This is a genomic window from Pedobacter roseus, assembly GCF_014395225.1.
In the GTDB taxonomy this organism is placed as follows: domain Bacteria; phylum Bacteroidota; class Bacteroidia; order Sphingobacteriales; family Sphingobacteriaceae; genus Pedobacter; species Pedobacter roseus.
Map to the genome: position 1 here is coordinate 4,668,984 of NZ_CP060723.1, position 25,215 is coordinate 4,694,198.

20 protein-coding genes are annotated in these 25,215 nt (G+C 38.3%); 4 read left to right on the plus strand and 16 right to left on the minus strand.

Annotated features, from left to right (window positions below):
- Positions 1-66 precede the first annotated feature (66 nt).
- From H9L23_RS19095 to H9L23_RS19125, 7 genes are all read right to left on the minus strand, one after another.
- Positions 67-1,290, minus strand: a complete 1,224-nt coding sequence (locus H9L23_RS19095) for a quinol:cytochrome C oxidoreductase (RefSeq protein WP_187591839.1) — start codon at positions 1,288-1,290, stop codon at positions 67-69.
- Positions 1,291-1,306: 16 nt separating this feature from the next.
- Complete coding sequence (locus tag H9L23_RS19100) at positions 1,307-1,912, minus strand: c-type cytochrome (protein ID WP_025144052.1); 606 nt, start codon at positions 1,910-1,912, stop codon at positions 1,307-1,309.
- On the minus strand, positions 1,884-2,420 hold the full coding sequence (locus tag H9L23_RS19105) for a DUF3341 domain-containing protein (RefSeq protein ID WP_187591840.1): 537 nt from the start codon (positions 2,418-2,420) through the stop codon (positions 1,884-1,886). The genes H9L23_RS19100 and H9L23_RS19105 overlap by 29 nt, the downstream gene beginning before the upstream one ends.
- 2 nt (positions 2,421-2,422) lie before the next feature.
- Complete coding sequence (gene nrfD / locus H9L23_RS19110) at positions 2,423-3,895, minus strand: NrfD/PsrC family molybdoenzyme membrane anchor subunit (RefSeq protein WP_187591841.1); 1,473 nt, start codon at positions 3,893-3,895, stop codon at positions 2,423-2,425.
- Between the two features lie 26 nt (positions 3,896-3,921).
- Positions 3,922-6,960 (minus strand): TAT-variant-translocated molybdopterin oxidoreductase, encoded by a 3,039-nt coding sequence (locus H9L23_RS19115; RefSeq protein ID WP_187591842.1) that lies wholly within the window; start codon positions 6,958-6,960, stop codon positions 3,922-3,924.
- Between the two features lie 48 nt (positions 6,961-7,008).
- Positions 7,009-8,307, minus strand: coding sequence for a c-type cytochrome (locus tag H9L23_RS19120; protein ID WP_187591843.1), 1,299 nt, complete (start codon positions 8,305-8,307; stop codon positions 7,009-7,011).
- Positions 8,308-8,562: 255 nt separating this feature from the next.
- Positions 8,563-9,543, minus strand: a complete 981-nt coding sequence (locus H9L23_RS19125; RefSeq protein ID WP_025144047.1) for a deoxyhypusine synthase family protein — start codon at positions 9,541-9,543, stop codon at positions 8,563-8,565.
- Positions 9,544-10,387: 844 nt separating this feature from the next.
- Between H9L23_RS19125 and H9L23_RS19130 the strand changes: the two genes are divergently transcribed.
- The gene (locus H9L23_RS19130; RefSeq protein WP_187591844.1) at positions 10,388-11,518 is read left to right on the plus strand and encodes a BamA/TamA family outer membrane protein; all 1,131 of its coding nucleotides are present in this window, start codon (positions 10,388-10,390) and stop codon (positions 11,516-11,518) included.
- Between the two features lie 416 nt (positions 11,519-11,934).
- Here the strand turns inward: H9L23_RS19130 and H9L23_RS19135 are convergent, their stop codons facing one another.
- From H9L23_RS19135 to H9L23_RS19160, 6 genes are all read right to left on the minus strand, one after another.
- Positions 11,935-12,258 carry a YbbC/YhhH family protein gene (locus tag H9L23_RS19135; protein WP_187591845.1) on the minus strand — a complete coding sequence of 108 codons (324 nt, stop codon included), beginning with the start codon at positions 12,256-12,258 and terminating at the stop codon, positions 11,935-11,937.
- Between the two features lie 24 nt (positions 12,259-12,282).
- Positions 12,283-12,702: a hypothetical protein gene (locus H9L23_RS19140; RefSeq protein ID WP_187591846.1), complete on the minus strand. Its 420-nt coding sequence runs from the start codon at positions 12,700-12,702 to the stop codon at positions 12,283-12,285.
- A gap of 218 nt (positions 12,703-12,920) precedes the next feature.
- A complete protein-coding gene (locus H9L23_RS19145; RefSeq protein ID WP_187591847.1) occupies positions 12,921-15,305 on the minus strand; it encodes an outer membrane beta-barrel family protein in 2,385 nt (794 codons plus the stop codon).
- Positions 15,286-17,433, minus strand: coding sequence for a M56 family metallopeptidase (locus H9L23_RS19150; protein WP_187591848.1), 2,148 nt, complete (start codon positions 17,431-17,433; stop codon positions 15,286-15,288). Before H9L23_RS19150 ends, H9L23_RS19145 begins: the two co-directional genes overlap by 20 nt.
- Positions 17,434-17,443: 10 nt before the next feature.
- The gene (locus H9L23_RS19155; RefSeq protein ID WP_187591849.1) at positions 17,444-19,003 is read right to left on the minus strand and encodes an N-acetylmuramoyl-L-alanine amidase; all 1,560 of its coding nucleotides are present in this window, start codon (positions 19,001-19,003) and stop codon (positions 17,444-17,446) included.
- On the minus strand, positions 19,000-19,368 hold the full coding sequence (locus tag H9L23_RS19160; RefSeq protein ID WP_029985772.1) for a BlaI/MecI/CopY family transcriptional regulator: 369 nt from the start codon (positions 19,366-19,368) through the stop codon (positions 19,000-19,002). Before H9L23_RS19160 ends, H9L23_RS19155 begins: the two co-directional genes overlap by 4 nt.
- A 441-nt stretch (positions 19,369-19,809) precedes the next feature.
- Between H9L23_RS19160 and H9L23_RS19165 the strand changes: the two genes are divergently transcribed.
- On the plus strand, positions 19,810-20,817 hold the full coding sequence (locus H9L23_RS19165; RefSeq protein ID WP_187591850.1) for an IS110 family RNA-guided transposase: 1,008 nt from the start codon (positions 19,810-19,812) through the stop codon (positions 20,815-20,817).
- Positions 20,818-21,188: 371 nt separating this feature from the next.
- On the opposite strand, the gene H9L23_RS19170 is transcribed toward H9L23_RS19165, so the two are convergent.
- Together H9L23_RS19170 and H9L23_RS19175 are read right to left on the minus strand one after the other, a co-directional pair.
- On the minus strand, positions 21,189-21,860 hold the full coding sequence (locus H9L23_RS19170) for a DUF1345 domain-containing protein (protein ID WP_187591851.1): 672 nt from the start codon (positions 21,858-21,860) through the stop codon (positions 21,189-21,191).
- 4 nt (positions 21,861-21,864) lie between these two features.
- Complete coding sequence (locus tag H9L23_RS19175) at positions 21,865-22,647, minus strand: O-methyltransferase (protein WP_187591852.1); 783 nt, start codon at positions 22,645-22,647, stop codon at positions 21,865-21,867.
- A gap of 44 nt (positions 22,648-22,691) precedes the next feature.
- Between H9L23_RS19175 and H9L23_RS19180 the strand changes: the two genes are divergently transcribed.
- Together H9L23_RS19180 and H9L23_RS19185 are read left to right on the plus strand one after the other, a co-directional pair.
- Entirely contained in the window at positions 22,692-23,555 is an 864-nt protein-coding gene (locus tag H9L23_RS19180) for a transglutaminase-like domain-containing protein (RefSeq protein ID WP_187591853.1), read from the plus strand.
- A 14-nt stretch (positions 23,556-23,569) separates the two neighbouring features.
- Positions 23,570-24,691, plus strand: a complete 1,122-nt coding sequence (locus H9L23_RS19185; RefSeq protein ID WP_187591854.1) for a glycoside hydrolase family 18 protein — start codon at positions 23,570-23,572, stop codon at positions 24,689-24,691.
- Here the strand turns inward: H9L23_RS19185 and H9L23_RS19190 are convergent.
- Positions 24,686-25,168 (minus strand): CAP domain-containing protein, encoded by a 483-nt coding sequence (locus tag H9L23_RS19190; protein WP_187591855.1) that lies wholly within the window; start codon positions 25,166-25,168, stop codon positions 24,686-24,688. The two genes, H9L23_RS19185 and H9L23_RS19190, sit on opposite strands and share 6 nt — an antisense overlap.
- Positions 25,169-25,215: the final 47 nt, after the last annotated feature.

Consider the following 25,215-nt stretch of genomic DNA (forward strand, 5'->3'; position numbering starts at 1 on the left):
CTTAAAAGTAGTACGCTGTACTGCTAATTATAATAATAATTAAATATTTGCTCTATCCTGTCACCACTATAGTTGATGATGCAAACTTTCTTGTAATAATGGGTGATTCTTTGCAATTAAAGGTTTTTTGCTCAATGCTGTTAAAACCGTAAAGGTAAACAATCCTACGAAACCTATTGCTGTACCAATTTCAATAATACCAAAACCATTATGTCCATCTTCTACCGCTCCTGGCATAATCATCTGGTAATAATCTACCCAGTGACCTAATAATACCACGATGGCAACGAATAATAATTTAGCGTCTGTTCTTTTGTTATCTCTATCCATTAACAACAATACCGGCGCTAAGAAATTCATGGCAAGGTTTAAGAAAAACCAGAATTTGTAATATTCAAAGCGTTTGTAGAAGTATACAGTTTCCTCAGGCATGTTTGCATAGTAGATTAATAAGAACTGCGCAAACCATACATAAGTCCAGAAGATAGAGAAACCAAAGATAAACTGGCCTAAGTTGTGCAAGTGGCTATTGTTAACCCATTGCATATAACCTGCTCTTCTTAATAAGATAATGATGATTGCGATAGTAGCTAAACTGCTTACCCACATTGCTGCGAAGTTATACCAACCGAACATGGTTGAAAACCAGTGTGCTTCTAATGACATGATGGTATCGAAAGCAAAAATCGGTGTAGTAAAACCGTAAATTACTAAAAAGATACAAGCATTTTTAAAGCTTTTTCTGTAAGAATTTAAACCACCAGCTAAATCTTCATTGTAAGAAAATTTAACAAACAGGGTAGAAAAGATACTATAAACACCTAAAAACACTACCTGACGACCTAAAAAGAAAGGTACATTCAGAAACACTGATTTACCAGCAATTAGTGAATCGTAGTTGGGGCTGTTAGGATCGGTTAATCCATCAGCATGCCAGTGGTGATATAAGTTATGTGTGTATAAACCTGCTGAAATAACTACAATAAGTATTACAGCTGCTATAGGCAATGTTTTTGCCATAGCTTGTGGTACACGTAAAATTGATGCAGACCAACCCGCTTGAGCTACATATTGAACAGCAAGGAAAAATGTACCTGACATACATACGCATGCAAAGTAATATGCCATAAGCAACAGGTTGGCAAAAGTACGCTCGTGCATTACTTTATCACCAGCTAAGAAACCAAAAGCAATAGCAGCAGCACCTAAAACGATACCAACTATGCTTAATGTTTTTACTTTACCTGTAAACTCAAACTGTTCACTAAAATTAATATTGTGAGTTCCCATTTATATTCTGCTTTACTTATTGTTGTTTTTGTAATTCCTGAACATACATCACCACTTTCCAACGATCTATTGGCGTGATTTGTGAAGCATGCGAACCCATGTTATTTACACCGTATGTAATGGTGTGGTAGATTTTACCAGCGGTAAGCGCTTTCATATCTCCACCTCTTGATGAACTTCCTGAGAAGTACGAAGGTACACCACTAAATTTCTCAATTTTAACCAGGTGTCCTTGTCCATCGCCTTTTTCTCCGTGGCAAGGGCTACAGAAAACTTTGAACAGGTGTTGTCCCTGAGCTAAATTGATCGTATCAACTGGTAAAGGGTTAACCATGCTTACCCCTGCTGCTTCGTATCCTTCTTTTGTGTTAGGAAACTCATCATACTCTGTAAAACCTACCGGTTTAGTATGTGCAGGTGGCAACTGTGCAGTTTTACCATCTTTAAAATTCTTATTTGGCTGATCCGGATTGTAAGCAATCGGATCATACATGTTTCTGGCATATTCTAAGCCAGTACTGCGCTTATCTTTACAAGCAGAAAAGGTAGCTGCAAAAGCGATAGCTAAAAACGCCGTGTAAACAAATTTATTCTTATTCATAGCTAATGTACTTCCTTTCATTATACTTTACTTCTAAAGCACCTGCATCTTTTAATAATCCATCAATTACAGTGTGTGCTGCATTGTCTTTTGCATCAATTGCAATTACAAAGCGATCATCAGTAGCCCTTAAATCCATCACGCGTGGTGCTCTTCCCGGAAATAAGTGTGTAGATGCATAATAAGTTAACACCATACCGAAAGCACAGAATAATACTGTAAGTTCGAACATTATCGGAATAAAATCCGGCAATGCAAATGATGGTTTACCACCTATGTTTACTCTCCAATCGATTACTGCGCAGAAATAAATCAAAGCGAATGCACAGCAAGTACCGGTAATACCAAAGCAAAAAGCTGCGATATCGATTCTAGATCTTTTAATTCCTAATTTGGCTTCTATTCCGTGTATAGGCATTGGAGTATATACATCAAAAATGCTGATGTTATTTTCCTGAAGTTTTTCGATGCCGTGCATCATTTCATCAGGATCGCCAAAGCTGCCTAAAATATATTTGATATCACTCATTGTTATATTTTTGCGTAATCTTCTTGTTTAACACTATCAAATTTTTCTAAAGACTCTATGTACTCAGCTACATATTCTTTATTCTCATGCCCTTCTTTAATCTGTTTCATTTTAGCTTGCTCACTTGCAGATTTCAATAATAATTTAACCTCTGCGATAGCGATTGATGGCAATACCCTTAAGAATAATAAGAATAAAGTAAAGAACAGACCAATTGAACCTACGAATACACTGATATCAACCCAGGTTGGATAGAACATTGCCCAGCTTGAAGGAATATAATCGCGGTGTAATGAAGTAACGATAATTACGAAACGCTCAAACCACATACCAATGTTTACTACGATAGAAAGGATCCAGGTAGCACGGATGCTTAAACGGATTTTCTTAAACCATAATAACTGTGGAGAGATTACGTTACAGGTCATCATCATCCAGTATGCCCACCAGTATGGACCTGTAGATCTGTTGATGAAGGCGTACTGCTCATATTCAGAACCTGAATACCAGGCGATGAAAAACTCAGTTAAATAAGCTACACCTACGATTGATCCGGTTAAAATGATGATTTTGTTCATCGACTCGATGTGGAACATGGTGATGTAGTTCTCTAAACCCAATACTTTACGTGCAACCAATAATAAGGTTAATACCATCGCAAAGCCCGAGAAAATCGCACCCGCCACGAAATATGGAGGGAAGATGGTGGTGTGCCATCCAGGGATTACCGATGTTGCAAAGTCCATTGATACAATTGTGTGTACCGAAAGTACAAGTGGTGTAGAGATACCGGCTAAGATTAACGACACCGCTTCGAAACGTTGCCATGTTTTAACACTTCCACTCCATCCGAAAGAGAAGATAGAATAGATTTTTCTACGTGTGCCCACTGCACGGTCGCGGATGGTAGCAATATCTGGCAATAAACCTGTGTACCAGAATAATAATGATACAGAGAAGTATGTAGAGATTGCAAACATATCCCACACCAATGGTGAGTTAAAGTTTACCCAAAGGGATCCGAACTGGTTTGGCAAAGGTAATACCCAATAAGCCAACCATGGACGGCCCATGTGTGATACTACGTAAGTTGCGGCACAGATTACGGCGAAAATCGTCATCGCCTCTGCCGAACGGTTGATGGAGTTACGCCAGTTCTGACGGAAGAGTAATAGTACTGCTGAAATTAGTGTTCCAGCGTGACCGATACCTACCCACCATACGAAACCGGTGATATCCCAAGCCCAACCTACTGTTTTATTTAAGCCCCATGCTCCGATACCGTTCCAAAAGGTGTAGCTTACTGCAACCACCCAAAGTAAAGCACCTAATGAAGCAAAGGTGAAACCAATCCACCAAGCTTTGTTTGGCTTATTTTCTACCGGCATCAAAATATCATCCGTAATTTTAGCATACGTGATATTATCGCCGGTAATTAATGGTTCTCTAAGTATTGATTCGTTATGTCCTGACATAATTTGTATTTTCTTTATGCTAAAGCTTACGCTTGTACTTTTGTATCTGTATTTCTAATCTTAGTCATATATCCGATACCTGGTTTCACGTTGATTTCTTCTAATACGTAGTAGATACGCTCAGAACGTAATGCTTTTGAAACCTCTGAATTAGGATCGTTTGAATCACCAAATATGATTGCATTTGCTGAACAAGCTTCTTGACAAGCCATTTTAATATCGCCATCTTTTAATGGACGTTTTTCCATTTTAGCCTGTAATTTGCCACCTTGTATACGTTGGATACACATTGAGCATTTCTCCATAACACCACGTGAACGTGTAGTTACATCAGGGTTTAAAACTAATTGGGTAAACTCGTTATTTAAATAGTTATCGAAACGAGAATCGTTCCAGTAATTGAACCAGTTGAAACGACGTACTTTGTACGGACAGTTGTTTGCACAATAACGTGTGCCTACGCAACGGTTATAAGCCATGTGGTTTAAACCATCTGATGAGTGTACCGTAGCCAATACCGGACAAACTGTTTCGCAAGGTGCGTGATCACAGTGTTGGCACAACATTGGTTGGTGAACAACAGAAACATGGTCTAAATCTTCTAACTTAGCAATTTCTTTCTCTTTGGTTACATCACCAGTTGGTGTTTCGTAGCTATAATAACGGTCGATACGGATCCAGTGCATCTCGCGACGACGGCGAACCTCATCACGGCCTACAACCGGAATGTTGTTTTCTACGTTACAGGCAACAATACAAGAACCACAACCTGTACAAGCATTCAAATCGATTGCCATTACCCAGTTGTTACCTGGTTTTTCGTATTGATCCCAAAGATCGTAATCTTTATGCTCGCCTTTTTCGTTACCAGCTCCAGGATTTTTTAAGTATGCTGCGAAAGTAGCTTCTTTAATCACTGCACGGCCCTCGAAAGAGTGGTGAGTTTGTGTTTGTGCAAGCTCATAGTAACCGCCTGTTGGGGTAATGGTTACGTTTGTAGCATATTGCATGGTTCCGTTTACAAAAGAAACAAAAGGGAAGGCATTTTTACCTACATCGTTACCTGCTTTACCAACTTTGGTACGGCCATAACCTACAGCTATAGATGCAGTTCCTTGTGCCTGTCCTGGCTGGATTAACACCGGAAGATCTACTGAATATCCGTTGCTACCTTTAACAGATACAACATCAAATTCTTTAACTTTTAATTTCTCTGCAGTTTTAGGTGCAAGGGCAACAAAGTTATCCCAGGTTACTTTAGATACCGGATCAGGTAATTCTTGTAAGAATGCGTTATTGGCATTTTTACCATCACGCATCGGTACGTTTTCGTAAACCTGTAACTCAATCTGATCGCCACCTTTAAAAGCTTTACTGCTGTTTGCAATTGAAGTTGCAACAGCACCTAATGATAAGGTAAAGCTATAAGTACCAGCAGGTTTAGCTGCTACAGTAATAACACCTTTCTCTAATACCTCGTCCCACTTCAATCCAGCAGCTGGTAATACTTTAGCTTCCCAGTTGCTGCGTACAAACTGATAGTAATCTTTAACCGGAGCATCAGCCCAGGTTAATAAACTTTCTTCTGCCTGACGGCTATTGAAAACAGGGTTAATGGTTGGCTGTACGATAGAGTAATATCCTTCGTAAGCGTTTGCATCACCCCATGATTCTAAATAGTTATGGTTAATAGCGATGGCATCACAAAGTGTAGCAGTTTCATCAGCACGGTCTGAGAATGAAATTTTCGCAGGAACCTTAGCCAATGCATCAGTAAATGCTTTTGTATTCGCTGCATCGTAAGCAGGGTTACTGTTTAAAAATAAAACAGCACCAACTTCGCCACGGCTCATTTCAGCAACTAAACCGTTAAATTCGGCATCGTTACCAGCATATAGGTGGCAAACATTATCTAAATCGATAGTAGTACCATAACTTCCGATAGCGGCGTTAATGGCATTTACTAAAATTTGTGTAGAAACATCGTTCGAACCGCAAACTACAAGGCCTTTACCTTTATTTTGCAATAATTCTTTTGCTGCCAGTTTAATTACTTTATCAGCAGTGGTGTTGTTACCCAACGTTCCGCCTGGTAAAGCAGCACCAGTAATGGCATTATATAAAGCAATTAAGGCAGGACCTTCTTCCGATAATTTAACCGGAACACGGGTATCTGCATTGGTACCAGTTAAGCTCATTCCACTTTCGAACTGAATGTGGCGGCTCATTTTTTTATTTTCTAACGATTTGTAGTTACGGTTAGCAGTGTATTGAGAAGTAAACTCCTCGCCACTGATCCATGTGCCTAAGAAATCGGCACCGAAACTTACAATTAAGTCAGCCTTATCAAAGTTATATTTTGGTAAAACAGCTTTACCGAAACTGTTTTGATTGGCCTGGATAATACCGGTATAAGAAACCGCATCATACTGTACCAATTTAGCAGCAGGATATTTAGTCACAAACTGTGCAATTACTGCATTAGTTGATGGGCTGTTTACCGTTGATGCTACAATACGGATTTTCTTTCCACCAGCCTGTGCTTTTGCCAACTCGCCTTTTACATAGCTGTCGATTTTTGCCCAGGTTGTTTCTTCAACCTGTCCACCTTTTACGGTTGCAGGTGCTTTTAGTTTAGATACATCGTATAAATCTAATACAGAAGCCTGCGCTCTTGCATCGGTACCGCAGTTAAACTGACCCGCATTTGGATTTGGTTCAATTTTAATCGGACGGCCTTCTCTCGTTTTAACCAAAATACTCTGGCCATTAAAGCTAGAAGTATAGAAGTTAGGAATACCCGGAGTTACTTCTTCAGGTTTTACCAGATAAGGAATTGATTTTTTTAACGGTGTACTTTGGCAGGCAGCTAATGTAACCGCACCTAAACCAAAACCTAACGCCTTTAAAAAGTCGCGGCGTGGGGTAACGGTACTTAACCCTGCTTCATTTAAAACATCTTCTATTGGAAGTGGCTCGGCGAATTCGTTTTTGTTATTCTTAACAAAATCGGGTGTATTGTTATACTCCTCTAAGCCTTTCCAGTATTTTTTATTGCTTTCCATTTAAGCTATATTACTGTTTATCGAACGTTCTTACTAAACTCTAATCTATTAATAGTGGCATTTACCACACTCTAAACCACCCAATAATGCTGGTGTGATTTTCTCGCCTTTTTTAATTTTCTCGTGCGCTTCGATAACCTTAGCGTAGAAAGCATTGTTTTTCTGACCAGAAATATCTGTTTCTTTATGGCAGTTAATACACCATTTCATGGTTAATGGAGAATATTGATAAATTTCTTCCATGGTATTAACCGGACCGTGACAAGCGAAACACACAGGCTCGTTTGGTTGTAATCCTTTTGCTTTACGGATTGCATCTTCAGCAACAACTACGTGCTGAGAGTGGTTGAAGTAAGCAAAATCAGGTAGATTGTGTACACGTACCCACTCCATTGGTTTTGATTTACTTTCGTCGTATTTCTGCGTTTCAGGATCGTAACCTAAAGCACTATAGATTTTTTTGATCTCCGGAGAAATCTCACCATCATATTTATCTCTTGCCTGAACAGCTTTGTGACAGTTCATACAAACGTTTAATGAAGGGATAGTTGCATTTTTAGATTTAAACGCTCCGTTGTGGCAATACTGACAATCGATCTGATTGATACCAGCGTGCAACTCATGTGAGAATTTAATTGGCTGAACTGGTTGGTAACCGGTATGAACACCAGTATTCCACATGCCCATCCAACCGAAAGAACCTAAACAGATGATCAAACACAAGATAAAGAACATCACGAACTTCTTGTTTTTGAACATTTTGCGCACACCAACTTTTAATGGCACATCTTCTTCGATCTCGATGCCTTGTTTCTGTAAGATCAAACGCTCTAATAATTTAGAAGCACGACCCAAGATAACCAGGATAACTACAGCTAAAACTACGATAGCTACGATACCTGCAAGTGATAAACCTGAAGTACCGTTATCTTCAACGCCAGCTTTTGGTGCATTTGGATCTACAGCAGCTTTTGGCTCACCTTCTTTAATGTATGCTAAGATATCTTTTACTTTCGCCTCATCTAACTCAGGGAAGGTAGTCATTGCTACTTTACCGTTATCGTTAAATAATTTAACAGCAGCAGGATCTCCGGCAGCAATCATTGCCGCGTTGTTCGGGATCCATTTTAACAGGAACGCTTCAGGGTGACGATCGCTTACTCCTTCTAATGCCGGACCAATAACTTTGTGATCTAACGCATGGCACGAAGAACATTTTGCTTTGAAAAGCGTTCTTCCTTCTTTAGCATCCTGCGCATTTACGGTAGAAACCGCTATTACGGAAATTGCTGAAAATACGAATAACGACTTCCAAACGCTTTTTAAAATCATCGAGATATCTCTCATAATGAACACTTTATACTTATTTAATTTACTTTTTGTTGTGAAATTGATGCCTGAGCCCAGATAGCCCCATCAAACTTTGAACAAAAGTATAACTTATTAATAAATCCCATGACATAATAGTGACTGGAAATACAATTTATAATCATTCTAAACAAATGTCGTTTCAAGCCATTCAAGGCATAAAAATGCCCATTTTTGATACTTTATCTCAAATGGGCATACCAGAAACCAATTTGGTTTATTAAAATGTTATCATTATTGTTTTAATATCCAGGCAAACATTAACGGCGCAACAATTGTCGCATCACTTTCTACAATAAACTTTGGTGTATTGATATCAAGCTTCCCCCAGGTAATTTTTTCGTTCGGCACGGCACCAGAATATGAACCATAAGAAGTGGTCGAATCTGAGATCTGGCAGAAGTAACTCCAGAAAGGAATGTTCTCCATTTCCATATCCTGATATAACATTGGCACTACGCAGATCGGGAAATCGCCGGCAATACCACCACCAATCTGGAAGAAACCGATTCCTTTGCCACCACTGTTTGCAATATACCAATCGGCCAGCCAGCCCATATATTCAATACCGCCTTTTACCGTAGTTGCGGTAAGTTCTTTTTTCATTACATAAGAAGCGAAGATGTTACCCATGGTAGAATCTTCCCATCCAGGTACTACAATTGGCAAATTCTTTTCTGCCGCAGCAAGCATCCACGAGTTTTTAGGGTCAATTTCATAGTATTGCTCCAAATCACCACTCAAAAGCATTTTATACATAAACTCATGTGGAAAATAACGTTCGCCAGCAGCTTCGGCATCCATCCAGATTTTTTGGATGTGCTTTTGCAAACGGCGGAAAGCCTCTTCTTCGGGGATACAGGTATCGGTAACGCGGTTGTAATGGTTTTCTAAAAGATCCCACTCATCCTGCGGACTTAAATCGCGGTAATTAGGAACGCGTTTATAATGTGAGTGTGCAACCAGGTTCATAATATCCTCTTCAAGGTTGGCACCTGTACAAGAAATAATAGACACTTTATCCTGGCGGATCATCTCTGCAAGTGAAATACCCAATTCTGCAGTACTCATTGCACCGGCAAGCGTGATCATCATTTTACCACCCTCATCTAAATGCGTTTCGTATCCTTTAGCCGCATCCATCATTGCCGCAGCATTAAAATGGAGGTAATTACGCTCCATAAACTGAGATATTGGTCCTCTTGTATTGCTCATTTCGTTTTGTATTGTTTGCCGCAAAAATAGGTATTTAGGCCGAAAGGTGAAAGCGTAAAAGCGTTTAGCGTTCAGGGGCTGGCGTTTGGCGTTAAATTAGTACGAAGTCCATTAGCCTACTCTCCCGCGGTTGTCATCCTGAGGGATAATTATTTCATAAAATCAATATAAAAGACAGAGCTTTTTGGCAAAATGATAGGCTCTGAGAGATCGTCATTCCCAACTCGATTGGGAATCGTAATGCAAGCGCTTTAAGATTCCCGCCTGCGCGAGAATGACGACCGGGCTAATGGATTCTGTCTATGGTAGCGTAGCCGAAGGATCTTTTTTTTTTGGAAAGCAATGCCATCGCTCTTTTTAACATCAATCCGGCTTTCTGCTACAAGTCCGCGGCTCGTACCTCGCCATGCGGGCTTTTTGCGTCAATCCGGTTTAGGTGGATAGTATTTGCTACTATTAAAGTTTGCCCCAACCCGTAGCCATACCACGCGGTTAATGCGGCTTTTTGCAACCCTAGATAGTTCGGGAGGCCAGGCCACCTAAACCCGACCATAGCGAGATGCTACCAATTTTCAATTGGAGCAGAAGCGGGGGCGGGACTGTTCAAACCCAAATGCTACTGTCCCTGCTTTCCAAAAATTTATACAGTTGACAGTTTGCAATTGTCAGTTTACAGCCACTAATGACGGCCAGGTTGAGCTTTTGGAGCTTGGAGCCAGTTAACCGATTTAAACAATTAACCAACAAAACAGTTGGTAATTGGCAGTTAGCAATCACGCATGACTAATCAACTAATGACTATTGAACAAATGAACTATAACTAAATTTCCTTTTCTTTGCAGAAATGAAAAAATATTATCTAATTATTTTACTTGCGCTCTTTTCAGGTAGTTCATTCGCACAGATGAAACTGATCAGGAAGATGCTGTCCAACGAAAAAGATACCACCCGTAAAGCCAGTTTTTTGCCCCTGCCCGCTTTTGGCTATAGCCAGGAAACAGGATTTGAATTTGGTGTTGGTGCCATTTATTCATTTTATATCGACCGGAAGGATACGCTGAACCGCAGTTCCAATTTCGCTTTGAACACCACCTATTCTACTAAAAAGACAGCCAATTTTATGTTAAAGGGTGATATGTGGACGAAAGGAAACAAATATCATTTTATCGGTGATATCCGTTTCAAAAACCAGCCCTTCAATTTTTATGGTATCGGCAATGATGCAAAAAAGATCGACGAGGATAAATTAGACCAGAGGGTTTTTAAAACACTTTTTGATGCAGAAATGAATACTTTGCCTAAAGCTTATACTGGTATTTCGCTTGGTTTTGAGAATTACCGCTTTATCGATAAGGAAGTTGGAGGAATTTACAGTACCAATCCACAAATTTTGGATAAAGACGGTGGTTCAGTAGCCTGGGTAGGTGCATCGCAAAGTTACGATACCCGAAACAGCAACAACTACCCAACTAAAGGCTTTTTTGGCCGTGCCACCTATCAGTATGCCCCTGATTTTTTTGGTGGAGACAGTTTTAATGGCTCGCAGATTAAATTAGACCTCCGTGGTTTCTTTAGTCTGGCACCGAAAGTGGTTTTGGGTGTGCAGGGAATATTTTATACCATTCAAAGCAAAAGCACGCCATTTTATTTATTGCAACAGTTAGGAAACGATCAGATGATGCGTGGTTATTACAGCGGCCGTTACCGCGACGAGAACCTAATTGCCGCACAGGCCGAAATCCGCTACCGCTTTATGAACCGTTTTGGTATCGTGGCTTTCGCTGGTACGGGTAAAGTATTTGCTAACGGCCAGTTTAATGGCGATGGATTAAAACCAAACTTTGGTGTTGGCGGCCGTTACTTTTTCGACCCGGCTAAAGGTTTGAGTGTACGTTTAGATTATGGTATAGGCGAAAAATTGCCAAATGAAAAACGCCAGGCAGGATTTTACATCAGCTTAGCGGAAGCGTTTTAGAAACATATAAGATTGATGATGGAAAAGGGATGATGGGGATCTTCTTTCTATCATCCAACACTTTTGTCATGCTGAGCGTAGTCGAAGGATAACCACAGATACACACGGATTAACACAGATATATTATGGCCACGGAGGCACAGAATACACAGAGAATTCATCGCTAATCATTATTCCGACAGTTTTGTCATGCTGAGCGTAGTCGAAGGATTAACCACAGATACACACGGATTAAAACAGATAATATTATTGCCACGGAAACGCAGAAAGCGCGGAGAATCTTTCGCTAAATCACGGCTGCCAGATTTATCATCCTGATCGTAGTCTAAGTATTCCCGCAGCGGAAACGATGCAACCACTAATGGAATTTATAGTACCGATTTAGTGCGAAGGATTTTTAATCCTTAAACTATATATCATTTTCCGTGATAGAGTTCCAAAACTTTGCCATCAGATTTCTGTATTTCAATGTGTGGGACACCACCATCCATGCCGTTTTCTAAGGTACCATCAACCACCCAAATTTTTCCATTTTTTAAAGTTGCGATGAAAGGTTTCTTTTTAAGTACTTTTTCTCCGTAAATCCTGATAAAAAATATTTGTGCAAGTTGAACCGCAGTTGCGCTATCTGGCACATAGCCTTGACCAGGCTCCCAATTGTTATGGTCTGCTTTGGGACTGCAATTTGTGAGTAGAACTATAGATAGTATAATTAATATTAGTCGACAAATAAGATGCATTATTTTATAGTTTAATTTACAACTTTAAGGAAATACCAGTGGAAACATTAAAGAAAATTTCTTATTATTTTCATGAAAATCTCCGGATAAATGGTCTAAATCAGAATTAGACAATGGGCATTTTTCCCAAATATAATCCGGATGTTTATCCCGATCAATATCAAACCAGTAGTACAGTTTAAAATCCTTGAATTTCAGATTTACAGCTATTAGTGCATTAATCATTTGCATGTTAACAGGATTGGCAATTTGATAAATACGGTCATCTTCGTTGTGCAACCACTTTTTGTAAAGATTTAAATATTGCTCTTTCCATTCCTGGATATTTATTTCACTAGATAAATACTGAAAAGCTTTATGATCAGATTCCACTTCGGTTTCTGTTGAAAGGTACCAAATTACATTTTCACCATGCACTGTTATCATTATCTTAAAGCATTCCATATAGTTTTAATCTTTTATCTCATGCTAAGTTTATAAAAAACCATCGCCTTTTATTTAAAATTTAAAAAGAGAAAATGTTTCACCAATCAACATTCCTATAAGATTTGCCATCCTGAGCGAAGTCGAAGGAATCTTTATAGCAATATTAATGCAGAAAAACTCAGCAAAAAAAATCCTCTTTCTTCCATTTTCCATCATCCATATTACATCTTCCATAATCAATTGTTCCTCTTCCGCTCCTCTTCATTCCCTAACTTCCTATCCTGCTGTCTAATTTTTTCATTACCGAAATTATAACGGAAGGTGATCCGCAGCTGGCGGCTATCGTAATAATTATTGTATTCCTGCCTGATGTTATTAACGAGACTGCTATATCGATATTGGTTTGTTTTTAAAATATCACTTGCCGTAATGGCCAATTGTATTTTTTTACTGAGTAATAAAGTTTTAATCCCTAAGTCGAGGTTATACTGACTTTTATTCTGGTTCAGTCCATCAACAGTTGGGAACTGGTACCACAGGCTTACTTCGCCTAAAATAGTTTTCGATTGGTTGAAAACAAACTGATTGAGTGTAGAAAAGTAAGCCCCAAATCCATTTAAGCTACCAAGCGTTTGGGCAATACCTGAATTGGATGCATTGTAAAAAACATCAAGCTGATTAATACTTTCCCAACCCTTCAGCGCATTAAAAGTAATGGCATTACTCAATTGATAGTGATAGCCAGTTATAAAATTAACCGGTTTGGAGGCCTGGATATTTGTCTCCGGATCAATAAAATTAACATCATTATAACCATTTGTCGTTTTGCTGAAAGATAGCGAAGTGGTAAATATATTATAGGTATGGGAAAATTCGATATTATCATTATAAGAAGGTTGCAAAAAAGGATTACCTTCTGCATAGGCATACTGATTACTATACCAGCGAATAGGGTTTAATTTACGGTAAGGTGTCCGGTTAATACGGCGGCCATAGTTGACCGAAAAAGTATTTTTATCATTTGCCCTGTAAATCACGTAAAGTGTAGGAAAAAGTCGCAAATAATCATCCTTATTACGTTCATTAACCGATATTCCTTCAATCTGCGTGTATTCCCCCCTTAATCCGGCCTGAAAATCCCATTTTTTGATCGTTTTATTGAAATTAAGATAGAGTGCCTGGGTATTTTCATGGTAATTAAACTGATTGTTTTGCCCCGGATCAATTTCATAATGATGATTAAGCACTTTGTAAAAAGCAAGATCGCTCTGGTTTTTGATAAAACTCAGTTTTGTGCCAAAAGATAACTTAAAGGTTTTATAAGGCAAATCTACATCTGCTTTTAAGATAAAAAAATCAATATTTTGTTTACTCGTCGATAGGTATTCGGCAAAGGAATTCGGAATTACCGTTCCGTTTTCAAAATAACTTGTATTATTAAAAAATCTGTTTTTATCATCCCTATAGGTAAACCAATCGCCATTAATGGTGAGTTGCTTTCCTGTCGAATCTAAAGCTTGTTTTAAATAAATATTCGCCGAACGGTAATGAGATTTGATTTTAGCATTCGCATCAGAATTCAATACCGAATCTAAACCATTGCTACCATTATAAACTCTTGTTTTTATATTTTCTTCCGAATGGAAACTGGTCAGTCCGCCGTTATAAGATAAACCCAACAACGTTTTTTTGGAAGCCTGGTAATCCATTCCGATCTGTCCGCTGGGTACTGTTCTAAAATTCCGATCTTTATTTACAATATTCCAGGTTTGTGCGGGATAAAATACATCGCTTTGCTCATACGGAACAATTGAGCCTTTCCTGATATTAAAGTTTGAAGAAAGTGTAATTTTGTTTTTCCGGTAACTTAAATTCCCGCCAGCAGATGCGGTAAAATAACTTGCTTTGGTTGCAGCTGAATTTACCGACCCTTTGAAACCTTCATCGTTAACTTTCTTAAGCACAATATTGATCAGCCCATTATTTCCCTGTGCATCATATTTGGCCGGCGGATTGGTAATGACTTCAATTTTTGCAATGTTATCTGATAAAATTGACTTTAGATAATTCGAGAGTTCATCTGCCGATAAAGGCACCAATTTATCATTGATCATCACATTAACCTCGCCTTTGCCCACCAATGAAACTTTATCGTTCAACACCCGTACACCAGGGACTTTTGAAAGCAGCTCCAAGGCATCAGTTCCGATTGCTGAAATGCTGTTCTCTACATTAAAAACAGTCCTGTCGATTTTTTTTTCTATCAATGCTTTTTCAGCACTCACCTGAACATCGGCAAGAATAGAAGGAGTTCTTTGGAGTTGAACATTGATTACAGTATTACCTGTTATTGTAACTAACCGATTTACGCTTTCAAAATTGATTGCAGAAAAAACAGCCGAATATTTCCCTGATGGTAATTTGAATTGGTAAGTTCCTAAACTATCGGTTTGGGTGTAATCGACCAGATTTTGAGTGCCAGAAATTTTAACGGTAACAAAAGGTATAATTTTATTTTCTTGATCGATTACCTTTCCTGAGAGCTTGAATTGGGCATGGACAGTTGTACAAATAAGGCTTAATAATAAAACATTGAAGTTTTTATAATTTATAAGCTTCATACCCATATTGCAAGCTTTTCCCTGCTTTAAGATCAATTTTTATGCTATCGGCTCTAAATCCTCTTCTTATTTCTTTAGCATATACATTAGCATTAATTATTTTTGCCGTATTTTCTACAGAATTGTAAATGATTTTTGAACCAGTGTATTTACCATGAAAATCACTCCAGATACTCGCGTTTCCAAGCATTGTAATAATAGACTTGTCTTTACTTAACAATATAGTATCTGCCTGATAATGAATATTTTTTACTGCATCGTCAGGTACATAAAATTGTGTTTGCCCGGGTTCAAAGGTGATGCGTGAGTTTTTAACCAAATCAAATATCATTTTATCACTGATATTTATTTCCCCATTATGCTCAAAAGATGCTCCTCTAGCTGTAATGGTGCTAGTACTTCTATCCCATTCAACTTTGCGAGCCTTTAATAAATCACCTTTTATTTCAATAACAGCATTTTCCATGTAAGAAACAATATTCTTTACATCACCCTTCAGTTTAGTATACGAAATGATTTTAGGCTTAGTGACTTCAGTAACTATAACAGGTTCATTTTTTACTGCAGTAACTTTCTGTTTCCCATCATTAAAATAAAAACGATTGTAAAGTGCTTCATTTTTGATCAGGTATTTTTTAGGCTCAGAATACAATACGATCATTTTATCAGTAGCATAAGTATTTTTGGCCACCAATTTTTCACCAATAAATTTAACCAATACCTGGTCGCCTGCTTTAAAGTTACGATCCTTTATATTTTGAGCTTTAAGGTTAAGGTTGATGGTAAAAAAGCCATCATTTAATACGATTTTTTCAATCTTGCCATTATCAGACTTTTCTATTGTTTTAATTTTTGAGGTAGCAAAGCGAGCCTTATTCGCTTCGTATAAAAAGGCATGGTTTTCTATTTTTTCCTCATAAATCAAGGTTCCGTCCGAAGTTGTAATTTTTGCCGGAAAATAGATTGGTTTATCAGTCTGCGCTATCACCTTACCACTTTTATCCATCTTTTTAAAACTCACAGCTTTTCCAGTTATGTAGGCCACTAATTCATCACCGATCTTAATTTTATCTTTAAACCTGGTTGCCTCAACAGGATAAATCTTTCCGTCAGCCAACAGGTCGAAAGTATACCCTCCAATAACTCCTCTTTCTATTTTGATTACTTTTCCTTTTAAAGTTCCTTCATAAAAATCTTTCGAAGGTTTGTTTTCCTCCTTTATATTTTGTGCATATACTACCTGTACAGCAAATAACCAAAACAATCCTACCACAACCGGCAATGCCAATAAATACATTAATTTTTTCATGTTTTTAGATTTTGAATGGAACAACATTTTAATGCGGTCTTTAATGGGGCTTTTTACAAAATTGTGGATCAGGGGCATATCACTTTTGCTAATGGCCAGTTTTAATAACAGATTGACATAAACCTCATTTCCAAAACCGTTTGAAGTCATCTCGTCGGCCTCATATTCGTGCACCTGCTCTAAAGCCTTATCGTACAAGTAAATAACAGGATTAAACCATAAAATTGATTTAAAAACCATTAACATTATTTTATCTACAGAGTGGAATTGCCTGGCATGCACTTCTTCGTGTTTAAGCAAAACAGCCAGATCAGCCTTACTTACATTACGCTCATCGATAAAAACATAATTAAAAAAGGAGCAATTGGTAAAACCAGCCGATTTGGAAATGAGCTTTAAACCATTGCTATTTTTTGTGTATCTACCCGTATATTTTAGCAAATTGAACAACCGCCACAAACAGATCAGGAATAAAAGTGAAGCAATACCAACATAAGCCCCATTAATCATCTCTGACCAGTTGATTTCAGGTTTTGCCTGCTGATCATACTCCAGCATTACAGGCTGAATAAGCTGTACCGGAGCAGGATTAACTGGTTTTATTTCGGGTACATTGGCCGAAACTTGGGTGTCTGTAACCACCATTTCGCGCTTAATTTCAAATTGTAAAAGCGGAATGATAAAACTCAGCAACAGGGTACCCAGCAGGTAAAAGCGGTTGATTTTAAAGAAAGTCAGTTTTCTCAAAAACAACAGATAAAAACCAAAAAACAATACCGTGCAGGCGGTAACTTTAAGCAGGTAGGTTAATGCTTCCATAATTGATTAATTAGCATCCACGTTTTGAGAACTGTACAAAGCCATCTAAAATCAGGTTACTGATCCTACGAATATTTTTTTCCTGATTGATGTAGTCCAGCGTTTTCGCTTCCGAGATATTCCCCATTTCAATTAAAACCGCCGGCACTTTCGATTCTCTTAGCAACAGCAGGTTTGCATCTTTTAAGGAATCTTTTACTGCTAAACCATTCAATTGTTTCAACTTGCCTAAAATACCGGCGCCCAGATCTTCGGCAGATTTAATATTTCCATTCAGTTTAGAAACGTAAACCTCAATTCCGCTGAAAGGAGCAGCAGTATTTGCAAGTGCTGCGTTATGGTGAATAGAAATAAATGCAGTAGCTTCCTGTTTTGGCAATCGATCGCGAAGTGAAATATACTGGTCAGCATTTCTTGTTAAGATAACCTTAATGCCTCTTTTTGCGGCTTCCTTCTTCAGTATTTTCACCGCTCTCAAATTAAGGTCTTTTTCTTTTTGTCCATCCAGGGCAGCTATAGCTTCATCTTTACCGCCATGACCGGCATCAATAACGAGCACCGGCTCTACTTCGTTAAAAGCAGGGTTAGCATTCGGGTTAACTTTAATATTACTGGTTAAATAGTTCATTGCATAAACATTTGGTCTTTTGGGCGCATCTGCAGCGGTTTGATTTCCGTTTGCTGTTTTTGCTACAATAACCTCTTCCCTGTTTATAAATGCCATACAACAAATCATTAAAACGGGAAGAATGGCCAGATAGGCCAGCTTTTGCACCTTTACATTTGGTTCTTTGTATAACATTTTAATCCTGTTTTTTAAGGGGAGTTTACTAAAACTATTCACCACTAAATTTTTAGCAGGCATCGCCAGGTTTAACAGCAGTGAAGCATATACTTCTTTATCTGCAGATTGGGTTGTTCCGCGATCGGCCAAAAATTCATGATTATGATCAATTGCATTACGCCAGAAATAAATGATGGGATTAAACCAAAGGATAGCGGTTGCTAAGTTTGCCAGGAGTTTATCGAAAGCGTGTAATTGCTGTACATGGACTGATTCGTGTTTTATAATCAGGTCCTTTTCACTTAATTGTAAGGAAGAATCGACAATAATCTGGTTAAAAAAAGAGCAGTTTTTTATGGCCGATTGCTCATCGACTAAAATAACATCGCCATCTTTATCTATCTCATGTTTACGCAATTGGAGCTGGATACGCACCATCATAAACAGCATCCTAAAAACAAGGATAGTCAGGATAGCACAATAACCATATATCAGGAGCTGATCCCAGTGTATACTTTTATTAACTGTGCTTACTCCACCTTCATTATCCCGCTCCATAAAACCATCATTATTATAGGCGATTTTTGAAGGAATTTGGTCGCTGGAAACCACCACTTCATGCCTGTTTTCAATAGTAATGGCCGGAATACCAAAACTTACCAGCAGCATTAATAATAAATAAGCCCGGTTGAGGTTAAAAAATGTAAGCCCGGCCAATAATAAGCGATAAGCTGTAAAGAATAAGATTGTGCAGGCCGAAACCTTTAACAAATAAATTAAAATCATGGCTTTGAGTTTTGGTTGATGATCTTTTTAATTTCTTCTATATCCTTTTCACTCAGCTTTTCTTCTTTTACCATAAAGGATAAAAGACTGCTTGGGGAATTATCAAAATAACCGGAGAACAGTTTGGAGAAAGTGGTTTTGGCATACTCATCTTTACTTATAGCCGGAAAGTATTCATAAGTTTTTCCATAAGCTTTGTAATTAACATAACCTTTCTTCTCCAAAAGCCTAACAATTGATGAAATGGTATTATAAGGAGGCTTAGGCTCTTCTTCCAGCTCATCAATAATATCTTTTACAAATGCTTTTTGCAGTTTCCATAAAACCTGCATAATACGCTCTTCTGCTTTGGTTAATTCTTCCATACTCAAATCTATAACTTATTTTTCAGTTTTACAACTATAAAATAAGTTACATTACTGAAAAATCAGTTTAAAACACTAAATAACTGATTATTAGATAAATAATTTATTATTTTATTTTCAGGAAATGAAAGTACAGTGGTTCTTGGCAATTGAAGCCCTGCCATTCGCTTTATCCCGTGATCCCGATGTAAAATCGGGACGGGATGCCCGCTACTGTCCCTTAGGTTTGTGAGTACTTAAAAATATATGAACTTTGAATATATAAAACCTTAACGGCAGTGCTGCACTATTACTCTGTCTAGATTAAAGATCTAAAACCTGTATTAGAGCACTGCCGTTTGTTGAACAAGAACCATATAGAATTTTAGTCTGGCAGGACCATTAAGGGATTTAGTTTTATTCAACATGAAGGTTTAATCTCAACTTAAGATAACCAAATTTATGAATTACAAATTATTTGCAGGCATCGACATTTCAAAACTGAAAACAGATGTAGTCTTTTTTCTTGCTGAGGATCCCGATGAATGTTTCCATGGCACTTTTGCCAACAGTGATGCTGGCTATACAGAGATGATTACCTGGATCCATCATCTTACCAAACTGTCCATATCAGATATGTTCTTTTGCGCAGAAGATACTGGAATCTATGCACTTCCTGCGTGTACTTTTTTTAGTGATCAGGGTGGAAACCTCTGGGTTGAGAATGCGCTCAGATTAAAGCGGTCCCTGGGGCTCAAAAGAGGTAAGTCAGACAAGGCAGATGCTGCAGCTATAGCAGAATATGGTTTTATCCATAGGCGGAAAGCCTTTTTATTTAGTATGCCCAGCAAGACGATAAGCAAGATCAAATACCTATTATCATGCAGGAGACAGCTGGTAAAGCAACAGACCGCACTGAAGAATGTTTGTGGAGAGCTTGAGGAATTTGACAGGGAATCTGCTGAGTTCACCCTGCAAATCAGAAAGGCATTAATCAAGGAATATGATAATAAGATAAGTTTGTTAGAGGAAAAACTTTTGTGTTATGTAAAGGAGGATGCCTTATTGGAAAAACAATATAGACTCGTCAACTCAGTATATTGTATCGGACCACAGACCGCAATGTTCATTGTGGTTCTTACCCAAGGGTTTTCCCTATTTGATAACCCAAGAAAGTTTGCTTGTTACTGCGGCCTGGCCCCTTTTGGTAAAAAATCGGGAACAACCCTTAACACAAAACCCAAGGTCAGTCACCTGGCCAATAAACGGATCAAAACCTTATTGACAATGTGCGCATTGAACACCATTAAAAAAGACAATGAATTTAAGAGATATTATGATAGAAAAATAAAAGAAGGGAAACATCATTCATCAATCTTGAATGTACTTAGAAATAAGCTTGTCAGTAGGGCATTCTCGGCTGTAGCGAATGACAGGCCATATGTAAAAGACTATCAATTGGTAGCATAAAAAAAAAATAAGAAATTGCTTGGATTAACCATAGAATACAGGTTTATAAGGAAAGGTCTGTTCATGCATGGCGCCAAAGGAGCTTAACTGTTGTTAATAAACCCGATTGTAGTGAAAGCCCGCAGCGCAGCGAGGACTTTAAACGGAAAGCGGGACTGAAGACCGCCAAAAGAGCAGAACCGTTAATTTTCTAAAACTATTGAATGTGATGCTTATTTTGTTACAGATGCTTCGTACCTCAGCATGACAGGCTACGTTATCGCTTAAATGCCCTAAGGTGACTTAGGTGGTCAAACATAAACTTCGATTTTTTTAATTACGACATATAGGTCTCTCCACTCCGTTGCACTTAGGTCGAGATGACGATGAATCTAGTTGCTTAAACCTGCAATGGCATTGATGGTTAAGGCCACGATTACCGTATTAAAGATAAATGCAATTAAACTGTGCAACAGCGATAGTCTACGCAATTTCCGGTCGGAAATTTCTACATCAGAAACCTGAAAAGTCATGCCCAGTACAAAAGAAAAATAAGCAAAATCAATAAAATCAGGTTCATCATCGCCGGGAAACTCTAGTCCTGAGCCTTTTTTTTCTGTGTTACCATCCTTATCGTCGCCATAATAAAGGTGCGCATAACGCATGCTAAAGGTGGTATGCACCAAAAACCAGGATAAAAACATGCCGGCAATTGCTACTACTAAATCAAGCGGCTCGATATCTTTGTTAATGAGCAATAAAACTACAGCCAACAAACCGGCAAAGGTTGAAACCACCACGATGGCAAAAATCTCACCCCGGGTTTCATCCTGCATCCTGGCCTTTAGGTGCGTTTCGGCTGCAGAAGTATGAAAAAACATGTACCAGTGGAGGCTGATCAGGATTAAACAAAACACATCCCAGCCTAACATGATATGCGCCAGTACACTCATTTTGATAAAAAACGAAACCAGGTAAACTACAATTCCCGAAAATAGACTGATCAGCAAAATAAATAATGCCGATCTTTTTTGGATACCTTCTAATTTCGGTTCAACATTCATATTCTTAAAATTTAAGCTTAAAGTGTTCTTTTACCTGTCCTTTTTTAAAATAAACCAATCCGATCCAGAACAAATCAACCGTTACGGTAACATCAGGATGGTTTTTAATTTCCGTCCAGGCTTCTTTCATGCCTTCGCTCCAATAAATATCGTCAAAAATAAGCAGCGAATTTTCATTAACTTTTGGCAGGCACCATTTAAAATAATTCAGGGTCGCATCTTTACGGTGATTTCCATCAATATAAACGAAATCCAAACTGGGTTGTTTGGCAATAATATCTGGTAAAATCAGGTCGAAATTGCCCACATGAAGTTCGATATTGACAAGGTTTAAATCCTCAAAATTCTTTTTTGCTACTTCAGCGGTTTGCGGACAGCCTTCAATGGTAATAATTTCAGTTTCAGGATCTGTTTTGGCCAGATAAGCCGTGGTAATCCCCAAACAGGTACCCAGCTCTATTGCACTTTTAGGTTGGGTATTTTTAGCCAAACGGTAAATTAGTTTAGCCAGCCGTGGACTTTTCAATGCATTTTTCGCAATCTGACTAACCTTTTTTGTACGGTTTTTATTCAGGTGAGACCCCGCTCCGAGATCGGTAACGGTAATTATCGAATCGTCATTAAAAAGTTTTTTTCGCTGTTCTTCTATATTTTTGTATTCAGATTTGTCGGTAAAATCGTAAATTACCTCATCAGCTAGCTTGTACACGAATGGTGAATGCGTTCCATGCCTGCTTTTTGCTGTTAAACGGTGTTTAAGGTAATCTGTTATAAATTGAAATAGCATAATATTGCAAAAGTAATTAAACGCCGCAAACGTATGTATGTTTTATGGAAAATAACGCAGAGATAAGTGCTTTAGTAAAATTGCTGGATGATCCTGATGAGGAAGTATTTCAGCATGTAGAAAAAAAACTGCTTGAATATGGCGGTCAGGTTGTCCATTTTTTAGAAAATGCCTGGGAACAATCTTTTGATGCGCTGTTACAGGAGCGTATTGAGAACATTGTACACCAGATCCAGTTTAAAACAGTTAAAGAAGATTTAAATTTATGGTATTTAAGTGGTGCTTTTGATTTATTGCAAGGTGCCCTGATTATTAACCGCTATCAATATCCTGATCTGGATGAACAAAAAGTAATTAACCAGATCGAAGAAATTAAACGTGATATCTGGCTGGGCCTGCAATATGAAATGAGCTCAGTTGAAAAAGTGAAACTGATCAACCATGTGTTATATCAGCAATATGGCTTTGGAGGGAATACCAAAAACCACCATGATCCGCAAAATTCTTATTTAAACCAGGTACTGGAAAGTAAAAAAGGGAACCAGATTACGCTGGCCATCATTTATTCTACTTTAGCTCAAAAACTGGATCTTCCGGTTTACGGAATTAATTTACCGCAGCATTTCATTTTAGGCTATATAGACGATAGTAAACAGGAAGGGAATGAATATGGAGTGCTTTTCTATATCAATGCTTTTAACCGTGGCAATATTTTCGGTAAACATGATGTGGATCAGTTTTTACGCCAGCTTAATTTAGAAGCCTTACCAGAATATTACAGGCCCTGCAGCAATACCGATATTATCCGCCGTGTAATCAGAAACCTGATTTCTGCTTACGAAAATGCGGGGGCTACCGATAAAGTTGCCGAATTGAACGAATTACAGGATATTATTGCCGAAAAATAGTTTACCTAGATCCCATGCATAAAAGAAAGCTTACCACCCCTACTGTACTGTTTTGCATTACAGTGATTACTTCGTTATCATTTTTGAGTATCCAATCAAAAGCTCAAAAAACCGTAAAACCGAATGTTATTGCGTATTACACAGGACAAAATTCGGTGATTGACAGCTTTCCCATCGAAAAATTGAGTCATTTGATTTATAGTTTCGGTCATTTAAAGGGTGATAGTTTAAATATCAGATCGGCGAAGGATTCGGCTTTGATTACCAAAATGGTAGAATTAAAAAAGCGTAATCCTGATTTGAAAGTGATGATTGCACTGGGTGGCTGGAGTGGCTGCGCGCCTTGTTCTGAAGTATTCAGCAGGGCTGACGGACGGAAAACTTTTGCCAAAACCACTAAAGAAATTCTTGATTTTTTCCGTGCCGATGGCATAGATCTCGATTGGGAATATCCTGCGGTAATGGGCTATCCCGGGCACCAGTACACGGTTGATGATAAGCACAATTTTACCTTACTGGTTAAAGAACTGCGAAGAAAACTGGGTAAAAAGGCGGAAATCAGTTTTGCGGCCGGCGGGACGAAAAACTGTATCGATTCTTGTTTTGAATGGGACAAGGTAATGCCTTTGGTAAACAGGGTGAATTTAATGAGTTACGACCTGGTGAGTGGTTATGCGGTTAAAAGTGGTCACCATTCACCGTTATATGCTACTGCCGAACAAGATTTATCGGGCGATTTTGGTGTAAAAGCTTTAATAAAATCAGGCGTTCCGGCACAAAAAATAGCTTTGGGAGCAGCTTTTTATGCCCGTATTTTTGAAAACAGCACCGATGCCAACCAGGGTTTATATCAACCTACAAAATTCATCAGCGGGGTTTCTTATAAAAACTTTAAAAAACAGTTTTCGAGCGAAAACGGTTACAACTATTATTGGGATGAAAAGGCCCAGGCGCCTTACTATTATAATCCTCAAACAAAATACCTCGCCACGTTTGATGATCCGAAATCAATATCATTAAAAACAAAATATGTGATTGATCAAAAACTAAATGGCATCATGTTCTGGGAACTTACTGATGATGCCTATACAGATGGCTTGCTGGATGTGATTGATAAAACCATAAAAAAATTATAAGGGGCTTCCAAAGGTTACTACCCAGTAATTTTGAGTCATACCTACACCCGCTTGTTTACTTTTAGCATCCATCATTGCCAGGCAATGGCTTACACTTTTTTTCCAGGCAACAATTACCTGATCAGCATGACTGTATCCTTTAGCCAGATTTTCTGCTCTAAAATCGCCTGTATAAGCTGCATTTAAAGCGCGTTCCTCTGGCGTACCGCCTTCTGGAGATAGATGATCAAAATAGTTCCGCTTCGCCATATCTTGAGCATGGGCAAGTGCTGCATCCTGTAATTGCTTATTTGGTGCTAAATTGGGTACCGGTGGCATGTAAATAGTACCACAATTACATCCGTTCTGCCTTAACGCGTTAATTTTATCAATCACTAAATCAATATCCCGATAAGGCAAAGCCCTTTCATCCTTTTTGCAATGCACCAGTAAAATAACGAGCAACATGGCAGCAAACAAGCCAAGGTATTTTTTCATATTTTATTTTATCCTATAAAAGGAGGCAACTGTAAAGTTACCTCCAA

Bases quoted from the DNA above. Each gene is read 5' to 3' on its own strand.
- H9L23_RS19095 (WP_187591839.1), bottom strand. From the start codon at position 1,290: ATGGGAACTCACAATATTAATTTTAGTGAACAGTTTGAGTTTACAGGT.
- H9L23_RS19100 (WP_025144052.1), bottom strand. From the start codon at position 1,912: ATGAAAGGAAGTACATTAGCTATGAATAAGAATAAATTTGTTTACACG.
- H9L23_RS19105 (WP_187591840.1), bottom strand. From the start codon at position 2,420: ATGAGTGATATCAAATATATTTTAGGCAGCTTTGGCGATCCTGATGAA.
- nrfD (WP_187591841.1), bottom strand. From the start codon at position 3,895: ATGTCAGGACATAACGAATCAATACTTAGAGAACCATTAATTACCGGC.
- H9L23_RS19115 (WP_187591842.1), bottom strand. From the start codon at position 6,960: ATGGAAAGCAATAAAAAATACTGGAAAGGCTTAGAGGAGTATAACAAT.
- H9L23_RS19120 (WP_187591843.1), bottom strand. From the start codon at position 8,307: ATGAGAGATATCTCGATGATTTTAAAAAGCGTTTGGAAGTCGTTATTC.
- H9L23_RS19125 (WP_025144047.1), bottom strand. From the start codon at position 9,543: ATGAGCAATACAAGAGGACCAATATCTCAGTTTATGGAGCGTAATTAC.
- H9L23_RS19130 (WP_187591844.1), top strand. From the start codon at position 10,388: ATGAAAAAATATTATCTAATTATTTTACTTGCGCTCTTTTCAGGTAGT.
- H9L23_RS19135 (WP_187591845.1), bottom strand. From the start codon at position 12,258: ATGCATCTTATTTGTCGACTAATATTAATTATACTATCTATAGTTCTA.
- H9L23_RS19140 (WP_187591846.1), bottom strand. From the start codon at position 12,702: ATGGAATGCTTTAAGATAATGATAACAGTGCATGGTGAAAATGTAATT.
- H9L23_RS19145 (WP_187591847.1), bottom strand. From the start codon at position 15,305: ATGAAGCTTATAAATTATAAAAACTTCAATGTTTTATTATTAAGCCTT.
- H9L23_RS19150 (WP_187591848.1), bottom strand. From the start codon at position 17,433: ATGGAAGCATTAACCTACCTGCTTAAAGTTACCGCCTGCACGGTATTG.
- H9L23_RS19155 (WP_187591849.1), bottom strand. From the start codon at position 19,003: ATGATTTTAATTTATTTGTTAAAGGTTTCGGCCTGCACAATCTTATTC.
- H9L23_RS19160 (WP_029985772.1), bottom strand. From the start codon at position 19,368: ATGGAAGAATTAACCAAAGCAGAAGAGCGTATTATGCAGGTTTTATGG.
- H9L23_RS19165 (WP_187591850.1), top strand. From the start codon at position 19,810: ATGAATTACAAATTATTTGCAGGCATCGACATTTCAAAACTGAAAACA.
- H9L23_RS19170 (WP_187591851.1), bottom strand. From the start codon at position 21,860: ATGAATGTTGAACCGAAATTAGAAGGTATCCAAAAAAGATCGGCATTA.
- H9L23_RS19175 (WP_187591852.1), bottom strand. From the start codon at position 22,647: ATGCTATTTCAATTTATAACAGATTACCTTAAACACCGTTTAACAGCA.
- H9L23_RS19180 (WP_187591853.1), top strand. From the start codon at position 22,692: ATGGAAAATAACGCAGAGATAAGTGCTTTAGTAAAATTGCTGGATGAT.
- H9L23_RS19185 (WP_187591854.1), top strand. From the start codon at position 23,570: ATGCATAAAAGAAAGCTTACCACCCCTACTGTACTGTTTTGCATTACA.
- H9L23_RS19190 (WP_187591855.1), bottom strand. From the start codon at position 25,168: ATGAAAAAATACCTTGGCTTGTTTGCTGCCATGTTGCTCGTTATTTTA.